Consider the following 12027-nt stretch of genomic DNA (forward strand, 5'->3'; position numbering starts at 1 on the left):
GGTATCAGGATAGACTGGATGGCAAGCTTGCAGGTGGGAAAAAACGAAGTACTACAGGCATACTCCACACTGCCGCCATAAGTAATAGCCCTTAATACCAAGGGACAATCAGTGCAGATAAACTGAATGGCCATTTTTTTTACCCACTATGCCAGGGTGTATTTTTTAACCAGAATCAGGCATAAAAATCTAATGGGTACATTGACCTGATTGATGGGCCAGGAGGCACTTGGAGAAAACATGTTTGCCAGACGATTACATAGCTTTTTGCAGCAAGACTACGCCATTGGTGTACTGCTTTTTATCGCCTCGGCACTGGCGATGGTTGCTGCCAATACGTTCTTTGCAGAGTATTATGACTTACTGCTATCAACCCCTGTCCGTTTTACCGTAGGGCCCCTGGACCTCCATAAACCACTGCTGCTGTGGATTAACGATGGCCTCATGGCGGTTTTCTTCCTTTTGATTGGTCTCGAAGTCAAACAGGAAGTACTCGCCGGGGAACTCAGCACTCCGGCCCAGGTGATACTGCCAGGCATTGGTGCCATCGGCGGAATGCTGGTACCAGCACTGTTCTATGTTGCTTTTAACTACTCAGACCCTATTGCCATCAAGGGCTGGGCCATACCCGCCGCCACTGACATTGCCTTTGCCGTAGGCATTCTTGCCTTACTGGGCAAACGTGCTCCCCCGGCACTGATGACCTTCCTTCTGGCTCTGGCCATCATTGATGATCTGGGTGCCATTATTATCATTGCCATTTTCTACACTGAAGGCCTGTCGCTGGTATCAATAGGCATTGCCTCTGTCCTGCTTGCCATCCTGGCTTTCTTCAACTATCGGGGTGTCACCAGGATCGGGCCCTACATGGTTGTGGGCGTGCTGCTCTGGATTTGCGTATTAAAGTCAGGCGTTCACGCGACACTGGCGGGCGTACTTCTGGCGTTTACCATTCCATTGAAAGTGGTTGACCGCCGAGGTCGGTCACCACTGAAAGCCCTGCAACACAACCTGCACAGCGGTGTGCACTATGTCATTCTGCCTATTTTTGCCTTTGCCAACGCTGGCCTTGAACTGAATGCCGAACAGATCAGAAGCCTGCTCACCCCGATTCCCCTGGGAATTGTGACCGGCCTCTTCCTGGGCAAACAGATTGGGGTATTCAGCTTCTGCTGGCTGGCGGTTAAATCCGGACTGGCCAAACTGCCCACCGGGACCAACTGGCTGCAGATGTACGGGCTCTCTATACTCTGCGGCATCGGGTTTACCATGAGCCTGTTTATTGGCTCACTGGCCTTTGAAGACGTTAGTAGCAGCTACCTGATCTCCGATCGCATCGGTGTACTGGCCGGCTCCATACTCTCTGCCACCTTCGGCTTTGCCACGCTTTACTGGGCCGGACGCAAACAGGCCTGAGTTTTTTCCGGCCTCTGGACAGAGGCCGGAAAATTCAACCAACAGGAAATGACACCATTCTCACCAAAGTCGCTGTAAAGCTGTTAAACTCGCTTTCAATTTACCAACCCTGAAGTACGCCACCCATACAGTCCAGCCTGAACAACGAAAAGGAATTGGCAGTACTTCTCACACGTCATACAGAGAGTCCTTTAGCCTATGGAAAACAGAGGCGTTTTGCTGGTTAATCTGGGGTCACCGGACAGCACATCTGTCGAAGATGTTCGAAACTATCTCAATGAGTTTTTGATGGACAAGCATGTGATTGACCTGCCATGGGTGATTCGCCGACTGCTCCTCAGCCTCTTTATCTTACCTTCCCGCCCGGCAAAATCCGCTGAAGCCTACAGCGCAATCTGGACAGGGCAGGGCTCACCACTCATTGTCAACAGCGAAAAGTGCGCAGCAAAACTGAGAGAGCGTACCAGCCTCCCGATTGAGCTGGCCATGCGTTATGGCAAGCCTGATATGGCAAAGGCCCTGGGCAATCTGGCAAAGCAACCGGGCATTGAGGAAATCCTGCTGTTTCCACTCTACCCACACTACGCCATGTCATCGGTAAAAACCGTGATTGAGCGCACCAAAAGCCTGATGCAGGCGATGAACATCACCCTTCCACTGCGCGTCCACCCGGTTTTCTATGATCACGATGGCTACATTGAGGCCCTGGTCGAAAGCGCAAAACCCTGGCTGGAAAAAGATTTCGACCACCTGGTGTTCAGCTACCATGGCGTGCCAGAGCGCCATGTTCTAAAAGATGATCCCACCGGCAATCACTGTCTGAAAGACAAGAGCTGCTGCCAGAAAACCTCCATTGCCCACAAAACCTGCTACCGCCACCAGGTATATCAGACAACAGAAGCCTTTGTGGAAAAAGCAGGCATCCCGATTGACAAATACAGCGTGGGCTTCCAGTCCCGGCTGGGAAAAGCCAAGTGGCTGGAACCCAACACGTTGGATGTACTGAAACAGCTGGCCTACCAGGGAGCAAAAAGAGTACTGGTCATTTGCCCCTCATTTGTTTCGGATTGCCTGGAGACCCTGGAAGAAATCGGTATTGGTGCCAAAGAGGAGTTTATTAAAGCCGGTGGCGAATCACTGGAACTGATCCCCTGCCTGAATGATCATCCAGCCTGGATAGACCTGTTAACACAATGGTCAGAACACCCCCTGACTTACTGATGATGACAATGAGTGGGCATGAAATACGCCCACCACCCTTCATCAGTCTTGTATCCTGCAAACTCTGCATTTATAGTACATCCACATTTATAGAACAACTACTTGGCCGAACTACGTAAAAACAACGCTCCCCCCAAGAGAAGGTCGTAACGTGATAAACTGGCAACCGATAAACCGGCAATCAAAGTACATTGATATAAAAAGTAATATCAGGACTGCTCACGAAGCTGGCCTGCTTTCCCTGCCTGAAATCCTCTTTACTCCCGCTCACCTGCTACTGCCTTAGGGCATATTCATTACTATCTCACCCACGGCCTTGATGGCAAACAGCAAGACCACTGATAAAGCGGACTTGCCTGACAAGCATGTTGCGCGTGGCTGATTGACCATAGCTGCGCTACCAATAAGAAATCAGTCAGCCTTTCAAACAGCAAAGGCGAGGAATACATCATGAGCAACCATCAAATAGAGAACCAAATAGAGAACCAAATAGAGAACCAAATAGAGAACCAAATAGAGAACCAAATAGAGAACCAAGTAGAGAACCAAATTGAAAATCAAGTTGTCATTTTTGACACCACCCTGCGTGACGGAGAGCAAAGCCCCGGCGCAGCCATGACCGGTGATGAAAAGTTACGCATAGCCAGAACCCTGGAAAAACTGCGGGTCGATGTTATTGAAGCCGGTTTTGCCATGGCCAGCCCGGGTGATTTTGCAGCGGTCAAAGCCATTGCCACCAATATCACCGAAAGCACTGTGTGCAGCCTCTCCAGGGCACTGGAGAAAGATATTGACCGGGCTGCCGAGGCTTTGAAGCCCGCCAGACGTGGCCGGATACACACCTTTATTGCCACCTCCCCCATCCACATGCAGCACAAGCTGTGCATGAACCCGGACGATGTGATTAAACAGGCCGTATTTGCCGTAAAGCGAGCCAGAAACCAGATTGATGATGTTGAGTTTTCCTGTGAAGACGCCGGCCGCTCAGAAATAGACTTTTTGTGTCGTATTATTGAAGCGGCCATTGATGCCGGTGCCAGAACCATCAACATTCCGGATACCGTTGGCTATGCCCTGCCACACCAGTTTGGAGACACCATCAAAACCCTGCTTGGACGCATTCCAAACGCTGATAAAGCCATTTTCTCCGTTCACTGCCACAACGACCTTGGGCTGGCAGTGGCGAACTCTCTGTCGGCAGTTGTCAATGGGGCTCGTCAGGTTGAATGCACTATCAACGGATTAGGGGAAAGAGCGGGCAATGCCTCTCTTGAGGAGATTGTCATGGCCATAAAAACCCGTTCGGATTGCCTGGGAGTGACCACTGGTATCAACACCTCCCAGATTGTGCCGGCCTCACGACTGGTTTCCTCCATTACCGGCTTCCCGGTTCAACCCAACAAGGCTATTGTGGGTGCCAACGCCTTTGCCCACGAGTCCGGCATCCATCAGGACGGTGTGCTGAAGCACCGGGAAACCTATGAAATTATGTCTGCCGAAGATGTCGGCTGGAATACCAACCGACTGGTACTTGGCAAACTGTCTGGCCGCAATGCCTTCAAGACAAGAATGGAAGAACTGGGCATATCATTCACCAGCCAGGATGACCTGAACGATGCCTTCCAGCGCTTTAAAGTTCTGGCGGACAAAAAATCGGAAATCTACGACGACGACCTTCAGGCACTGGTGAGTGATGCCCGCAGCAGCAGCGAGCTGGTTGAGAAATACAAATTGATCGATCTGAGTGCCGACTCCAGAATGGGCCAGACACCGGAAGCAACTCTCACCCTGGAAATCAACGGCGAACAACAGATGGTTTCCAGCCACGGTGATGGCCCTGTTGATGCCATATTCAAAGCCATCGAAAAGTCGGCAAATTCCCGGGCCAGGCTGGCACTGTATAACGTCAGTGCCATCACAACAGGTACTGATTCCCAGGGTAAAGTCTCTGTCCGGCTTGAAAAAAACGGGCAGATAGTCAATGGCTCCGGGGCTGATACCGATATCATTATTGCTTCTGCCAAGGCTTATATTCACGCGCTCAACTTGCTGGAGGCCGATATCATCAAAGCCAACCCACAAACGGGAGGAACCGTTTGATCACTTTGGTCTGATTAAAATGCCAACAGGATCTTTCAGTGATAGGATTGGTATTTTAATCACCCTCCTGCTCTTGAGAGAGCAACAACCCGGCAAACATCGGGAGCAAACATGCAGGGCGAAACCGTTGACCACCCTTCACCCCCCAACAGTGATCTGGCTGTCGACACTTCTGCAGCAACGATGCAGATTGCCCATCGTGAGAAACTCAGGCAACGTTATCTGGGAGCCATGGGCATACAGACCTGGTTTCCCAGATATCAGCTGGCCAATGCCCAGCCAGCCAGGCCTTTTGACTGGATTGAAGCAGATGCCCGGGCACTTGAAGCACAATCAGCAAACCCTGTGTCCGGTACGAAAAACACCTCAGAATCTCATCAACAGAAAGCAAGTGAGCCGCCTCAACCGGGCTACTCGCCTGCAAAGCCTGCAGATATCCTTGGACAATTTATCACGCCTTCAAAACCTGTTGAGAAAGTCGAACCCCAACCTTCTCCAGAGCCTGTAAAACAGCTGACAGGCTCCGCCAGCAAATTCCGCCTGGTGATCAAACCCGTCAGCGATGACTGCCTTGTGGTTGCTGAAATGCCGCACTCCGGGCTCAACCAGTTCAGCCGTTACCATCAACGCTTACTGGATGACATTCTCAGGGCACTCAAGCTCAACCAGGCAGACTCACAGACCGTTCGTGAATTTGTCTGGCCGATGACCGAAAATCGGGGCCTGCTGAGCCAACTAAGCCAGGATGACTACGCAGCTGCTGATGCCGTCTGCGCTTATCTGAGCAACCAGTACGGCTTATCCCGGAGAAAGGTTATTCTCTTATTTGGCCAGTCAGCCGCCCGGTTTGTCATGGATCCAGAGAAAGATTTTGAGCAACTCCGGGGCATCCAACAGGGAACACATACAAGCCAGTGGTTTGCCGTCACCCATGGGCTGAATGAACTTATGAAACAACCCATACTCAAAAGAGAAGCCTGGCAGGATCTGGTTCCGTTACTCGCTAAAACACCAAACATGACGGATAACGCCTGATAAACATCCACCCCCAAAGATCAAACGATTCAGATAAATCACCAACCATGATACACACATGACAAAATCCTCACTCACTTTTCGCTCCATGGGGGAGAATGATCTCGAACAGGTCAACGCCGTAGAGCAACGATCAGCAGAGCATCCCTGGCGAAGAGCACACTTTTCTGACAGCCTGAAATCAGGCTATACCTGTGAGCTGGCAGTGCTTGATGGCCAGGTAGTGGGACACAGCGTCATGATGATGGCAGCCGGTGAAGCCAGCATTCTCATCCTGACAGTGGATAAGCCTTTTCAAAGACAAGGTATCGGTCGACAGCTATTGCAACATATGCTGCGAAAAGCAGGACAGTCTGACTGCAACACCCTGCTGCTTGAAGTCCGTCGCTCCAACATCAAAGCCTTCAACCTCTATCTTGATGAAGGCTTTAGCGAGATCGGCATCAGGAAGAACTACTACCCCATGGGAAATCATCGGGAAGATGCCATTATCATGGCCACAGAAATCAACAGGCCTTAACCCGGGTATGAGCATTCATTCACTTTTCATCCGTTCAAGACGGGCCCAATCCAGAAGTTTCTCTCTGGTCCAGATCATGATGCTTTCAGTGGGCGTGTATTGCCCTGCTTCGTATAATCGTCGACGCCGGGGGTTATCCAGGGCGATATGATCACTCCCAAGGACACCCCGGGCCGGGAAAAACAGAGCCCCTCCAGCCTCCGGCAGGTCCCGCAGATAGCTCATTCGGGGTGAATGTTCTTTCATGCTGGCATCCCAGAACCATGCTTTCCCGAAAATACCACCAACCCCGGGCTCCGACTCTATTCGTTCCGATATTTCCAGATAAAAGTCCCTCCAGCCATCCTGCAGAAAGTGCGGAGTCAGACGCCGGTCTTCCACATGAACTTCATACATATTCTGTGAGCGATTCCCCAGACTGATCAGCACTTGGGCAGCGCTGATTATCTGCCGGATGCCGCAGGAGAAAATGGACCGTCTCGGCAGCGGACGAGGTTCATAATGACAAATGAAGTTGCCAGGCCACATATTCAGCGCAGCAATGGCCAGATCTTTATGAAAAAGGTCATTATTATCAAATTCATGATCGCCAGCTTCCCGGATACGGCGGCACAAATCCTGAAACCAGTGACGGACGGCATCTATCGCAGATGTCGGGAGGTGTTTATCCAAGCCAGGTTGCAACGTAACTTCAACGCTCATTTTCATCAGTTCTATAAGCGTCAGCTTGCGTAACAACTGCAGGGTAGGAATATCGTAAAGGCTCTCAACCTCTTCCAGCCACAACGTCATTTCCGCTGAATAGGCGTTATAAGAACGTCCTTTCATCTCGTGCCGGACAAATTTCACATAATCCTGCACGACATACTCAAGATCAGCAGCTTGGGCATATTGCCCGTAAAGATCCGTTTTAATTGATTGAAGGAGTTCCACAAGCGCCATAGGAGATTGTTATTGCTGATTAATGATTATGGAGATGCTTTTCCGGAGACCAGAACAACAATATCACCCACACAGTCCATTTGGTTCAGCTGCTCCAGTTCATCCATGGTAAATTTTATCGTGAAGTCTTTTTCAATGGCGCAGACGATCTGTATCTGGGCCATGGAATCCCAACCTTCAAGGGCGCTGCGCTGCGTTTGCTCAGTTATTTCCAGGCTCTCTTCGTCCAGGATATCACGGATGATTTCACTGATCGTTGCCAAAATAGCCACAATAAGCTCCTTTTACGATCTTATTCTGTCGTGGGGTTGATCGTGATGGGAATATCACGTTCAGGCACTTCGCTGCCAATGCTGTACTGCCATTGACTACTGTTATCGTCGGAGCAATGCAAAAGTTGAAAACCCGAGTCCTGGTAAAGATCCTTTACCAGGCCATTTTTTTCTCTGGGTACATAGTAACCGATGACATCGTCTATCCCATTTTCTTTAGCCAGTAATAACAGCTGTGACAGCATCGCTGCCTCCATATCCCGCTTGAACACACGACAACTCATTACCCAACAGCGGATATGCAGTTCACTACCCTGACGTTCGCCAATAATGACGGAAACAATGCCATTGTCACCAAAGCGATCGGTGAGTCGGCCATAAAGTGTCAGGTAATCGGGAGAGTCCATAAAACCGGCCACTTCCTGTTCGGTAAAGCGCAAACCGGTGAGATTAAACTGATTGGTTTTGTTGATCAGCTGGGCGGACCTTGGCAAGGCCATTGGATTGACCGGCTCAATGGTCGCGGTCATTTGCAACGATTTCAGGTACTCATCATAGCTTTGACTGGCATTCTCCAGTTCAATGCGCTGGCGGTTCTGGGCATACATGCTGGCTCGCTGGAAATCGTCCTGGCTCAACGACGGCTGCTCAAACAGCCCGCTCCTGTCCAGGAAATGGATATAGCGAGTGCTGTCAGCGCCAATATCCGGTACCGATACGGCGGGCAGGTTTTGCGCCACGATCGCCCGTTCAGCCGGGTTGTCATCAAGAAATACCATCGCAGCCAGGCCAAGGTTCAGGTCTTTGGCGATTTGCTCAATATTCCCGGGTTTGTGATTCCAGTTGGCCTGAAAGGCACTGAAATCATCAAGTTTCAACACACTGTCCGGATGGGTAAAACCATCCTTGGCATTTTGTCGCTCATTCTTACTGCAGACCGCCAGCAGTATGCCGCGCTCCCTGAGCGCCTTCAGGTAAGTCTGCAGATCACTGAACCCTTCCGCTGTCGCATTGCCTGCACCGACCTGTATGCCATCAAGGCCGTCATCACCGATAACCCCTCCCCAGAGGGTGTTGTCCAAATCACAGACAACCACTTTTTTAACCAGACCGACGGCAGCCTTGATCTGGGCAGCAACACTGTAACCTACCTCGATAAATGCCTCTGTGCTCATGGCAAATTTATAGGCGTACCATTGGGCCGGATCGTACCACCGGTCAAGGCCAAACCTGGCGGACAGGTAATTCAGGTCATGAAGGATAAACCCCGACGTATTTTGTGCATGTTCGGCAAATCTCTGGTTGATCTGCCGGGTAATATAACTGCGACCTGCTGCCTGTGTGGCATCCTGATTACCCAATGGTCGGACATTAGGCAGTTCAAAGTTATTTTGAATGATCGAGGCATTAAATTTCTCTGTCAGTGCACTCCAGACACTGTGAAAACGATGCACAAACTGTTCGATAAAGGCATCGATTGACGCCTGTGTACTGGCAATAGCTGGCCATTCGGTAATATTCACACTGCTGGTGTGGAGGTAAATAATCTGGGGATCAAACGCTTTTAGCGTGCCATCGTCAAATAAAGCACTTTCATAAAACCGGTTGTAATCCGACTCAAAAATTTCAACATTGACGCCAGCCTGCAAAAGAAACAGCTCGATATAGTTGCTGACCTCCTGCGTGGTGGAACCGCCGAGTACCGCTACCCGCAGCGCCGGCTGGGATAACCCGGCCTTAAGCTTCCGACGCAATTTCTTCTGGTGACGCTGAATAAATGGATAGTCCAGTGGATACGACAGTCGGTGATCGGTATTGTCATCCATGTTGCCTTCCTGTGTGCGGATCATATTTTTTGTTTAAGTCGTTGGGCCATATCCATAATACCGGACATGGTGACTTTAAGCTGGTCAAGGCTGCGGTTATCCATCACCAGGTTTCTTTTCAGTTTCAGCAAATGCTCGCCGCGATTGTTCAGTCCCTCATCCAGAGTTGTCGCCGTGCGCACCCCCAGCGCCTCCAGTTCAGGAATGTGTCCTGGCTGCCAGATACCACTGGGGTAGCAAAGATGGTCCACGCCATAGGGCGGCTGCAGCGATGCCGTCAGTTTTTCCCGGTTAATCCCTATTTCCCGCTGAATACCTGCTGTATCTTCCGGAAGTCGGTGGGTATGCGTGTGTAACTGGATTGAGTGCAGTGGATTTTGCACAACCCGGGCCAGCTCATCATAGCTGGCGTTATGGAAACGCCGGTCGGTGAGATCGGCCCTGTCCTGCCCCAGAAAGTCAGCAATTTCTGCCAGAAACGCCATTTTTGTCTGGTCATCAAATTCACGGATCGAGGATTCAATACTCTTGACCAGTTCGCTGTTACTGCCAGTAAACTGATAATCCTTGCCATTAAAAGACAGGCTGATGGTATCCACCGGCTGTTTCCAGAGCCAGTATTGCAACAGTACATTGACTACCGCTATTTGATGATCACAGTAATAGGTGGTGACGTAGGTGGTTGAAGGGAATTGGTAGTCCTCAAGAATGGGCAGTAAATCAGCGACACTTGCCCACCAGCCATCATCAATGGTAATGACCACCGGATAGTCATAAGTCACTTCTCCCTGCAGATGTCGCTGGGCCTCTGCAAGGCTTATGACGTTGTATCGAGAGTGTTTCAGAAACTCCAGGATTGGGATCAGCTTATCCCTTGAAATAAAGACGCCCGGCCAGAATAAGTGTTCATCTTTCAGTGACAGGGAATGCAGGCAGAGGATCACCAGCTTATGGCGGTTAAGGTAAGCGCTGAGATGGGTCAAACCGGATTTAACCAGCAATTTATAGAGGTTGTTTTTCCATCCCGGCATAAACCACTTCCTTCAAGGGCTATTGCTTTAAAAAAAGCTTGAAAAAATATACGTGTAATGATCGCCAGAGTTGCTAAAAACTTAACTGACTAATATTTAAAGAATCAATGCTATAAGGCGATATAGGCGAAAGAACGGCAGAACCTTTTATTGACCAGCACTTTTTGATCGGGCACACACCAGTTAATCCGATGATGCCCTGGAATCATTTTATGATAACTCGCCTGTTTACCCTGAGTGATCAACTGGCATTTGCCAAATTGTCCGGTGATTTTAATCCTCTTCATATTGATGAAGTCGCCTCGCGAAGATATATGTTTGGCGAACCTTTAGTGCATGGCATTCATACACTGCTCTGGGCCCTTGACTGCTTTCTTGCCGCCAACCCAAAGCCAACAACGATCCTTTCTCTGGAGGCTGATTTCAAAAAGCCAGTTATCCTGAGTGAGGATGTGCTGGTTAAATTCAGTGAAAAATCCGGCCAGCAGCTGATCGAAATCAGCTCCCGATCCAGCCTGCTGTCAAAAGTCAAACTGCAATGCAGGTCTATTTCCGGGGAACATTGGGACCAACAGCAAAAAAAGTGTTTGTCCGGCTCAGCCCCTGAAGCCGCGCCCAGGGAACTCACGGCAGCAGAGGTAGCAAAGGCGAAAGGCCAGCTGGAACTGTTTTACGACAATGCACTATTGCACCAATTAATGCCAAATGTTGCCGATTATCTTGACCCGGTCTGTACCGCTGCCATGCTTGCCAGCACCCGGTTGGTGGGCGGACATTGCCCCGGACTGAATTCTCTCTACTCTTTTTTCTCTTTATATGCTGCTGATAAAAGTAAAGGCACAACAACCTTTGCTTACCAGACTGCGGAGTATGATGAACGCTTCTCAATGGCCTCTATTGATCTGACAGCAGCCGGATTCACCGGCAATATCAGGGCATTTTTACGCCCTCCTCCTGTGGCTCAGGCTTCCTGTGCACAGATCAAAGCCAGGGTAAAACCGGACGAATTTGTCGGCCAGACAGCCATCATCATCGGCGGCTCAAGGGGATTAGGGGAAATTGCCGCAAAGTTACTGACTGCCGGCGGAGCAGAAGTCTTCATCAGTTTTTACCGTGGCAGCGATGAAGCAGAACAACTGGTTAACGAGATTCGCAGCGATGGCGGCAAGGCAAGCACTTTCCGTTTCAACGTACTGTCCCCGGACTGGGAAGCCGTACTGGAACACCAAGAGAATCTGCATCCCAGCCACTTTTATTATTTTGCAACCCCCTTTATCGCGGCCTCACCAGGGCAGTTTTCTGTTGAACAATATCAATGTTTTTCTGATTACTACGTAAAGGGTTTTGTCGAGACAGTAACCCCGCTGCTATCAAAGGGACTAACTCACATTTTTTATCCTTCCACTGTAATGATTGATGATATGCCATTAGATCTGGCCGAGTATTCAGTAGCCAAAGCTGCCGGGGAAACGGTATGTCACTTTATGTCAAAAAATAACAAGAGCTTGCAAATCTCTATGCCAAGGCTGCCAAAAATGACCACAGACCAGACAGCAAGCCTTATGAAAAAAGATCAACTTGACCCTGTTCCTGTTATGTTGAAGGAACTTCGTGCGCACCACATGCAGCAAAATAAGGACAAAACGTTTTTTCAGGACTGACCA

The 12027-nt window shown here is 49.9% G+C and carries 10 protein-coding genes; 6 read left to right on the plus strand and 4 right to left on the minus strand.

What is annotated here, in order from left to right:
- Positions 1–213: 213 nt before the first annotated feature.
- The 5 genes from nhaA (at position 214) to rimI (ending at position 6292) form a co-directional block, all read left to right on the plus strand.
- Positions 214–1416 carry a Na+/H+ antiporter NhaA gene (gene nhaA, locus KDK14_RS02020; RefSeq protein ID WP_257263347.1) on the plus strand — a complete coding sequence of 401 codons (1203 nt, stop codon included), beginning with the start codon at positions 214–216 and terminating at the stop codon, positions 1414–1416.
- Positions 1417–1614: 198 nt separating this feature from the next.
- Positions 1615–2637: a ferrochelatase gene (gene hemH / locus KDK14_RS02025; protein WP_257263348.1), complete on the plus strand. Its 1023-nt coding sequence runs from the start codon at positions 1615–1617 to the stop codon at positions 2635–2637.
- 450 nt (positions 2638–3087) lie between these two features.
- Positions 3088–4737: a 2-isopropylmalate synthase gene (locus tag KDK14_RS02030; protein ID WP_257263349.1), complete on the plus strand. Its 1650-nt coding sequence runs from the start codon at positions 3088–3090 to the stop codon at positions 4735–4737.
- A gap of 111 nt (positions 4738–4848) precedes the next feature.
- Positions 4849–5772, plus strand: a complete 924-nt coding sequence (locus KDK14_RS02035) for a hypothetical protein (protein ID WP_257263350.1) — start codon at positions 4849–4851, stop codon at positions 5770–5772.
- Between the two features lie 58 nt (positions 5773–5830).
- Positions 5831–6292 (plus strand): ribosomal protein S18-alanine N-acetyltransferase, encoded by a 462-nt coding sequence (gene rimI, locus KDK14_RS02040; RefSeq protein WP_257263351.1) that lies wholly within the window; start codon positions 5831–5833, stop codon positions 6290–6292.
- A gap of 15 nt (positions 6293–6307) precedes the next feature.
- Here rimI and KDK14_RS02045 read toward each other — a convergent pair whose 3' ends face one another.
- Genes KDK14_RS02045 through KDK14_RS02060 form a run of 4 tightly spaced genes read right to left on the minus strand, consistent with a single transcriptional unit; the run spans position 6308 to position 10363 of the window.
- Entirely contained in the window at positions 6308–7225 is a 918-nt protein-coding gene (locus tag KDK14_RS02045; protein WP_257263352.1) for a hypothetical protein, read from the minus strand.
- A 35-nt stretch (positions 7226–7260) separates the two neighbouring features.
- Complete coding sequence (locus tag KDK14_RS02050; RefSeq protein WP_257263353.1) at positions 7261–7506, minus strand: acyl carrier protein; 246 nt, start codon at positions 7504–7506, stop codon at positions 7261–7263.
- Positions 7507–7526: 20 nt separating this feature from the next.
- Entirely contained in the window at positions 7527–9332 is a 1806-nt protein-coding gene (locus tag KDK14_RS02055; protein ID WP_257263354.1) for an HAD-IIIC family phosphatase, read from the minus strand.
- A gap of 20 nt (positions 9333–9352) precedes the next feature.
- Positions 9353–10363 (minus strand): polysaccharide deacetylase family protein, encoded by a 1011-nt coding sequence (locus tag KDK14_RS02060; RefSeq protein ID WP_257263355.1) that lies wholly within the window; start codon positions 10361–10363, stop codon positions 9353–9355.
- 212 nt (positions 10364–10575) lie between these two features.
- Here KDK14_RS02060 and KDK14_RS02065 point away from each other — a divergent pair, with 212 nt between their 5' ends.
- Positions 10576–12024 (plus strand): SDR family NAD(P)-dependent oxidoreductase, encoded by a 1449-nt coding sequence (locus tag KDK14_RS02065; RefSeq protein WP_257263356.1) that lies wholly within the window; start codon positions 10576–10578, stop codon positions 12022–12024.
- The last annotated feature ends 3 nt before the right edge of the window (positions 12025–12027 follow it).

It is taken from the genome of Endozoicomonas sp. ONNA2 (assembly GCF_024606365.1).
GTDB lineage: Bacteria > Pseudomonadota > Gammaproteobacteria > Pseudomonadales > Endozoicomonadaceae > Endozoicomonas.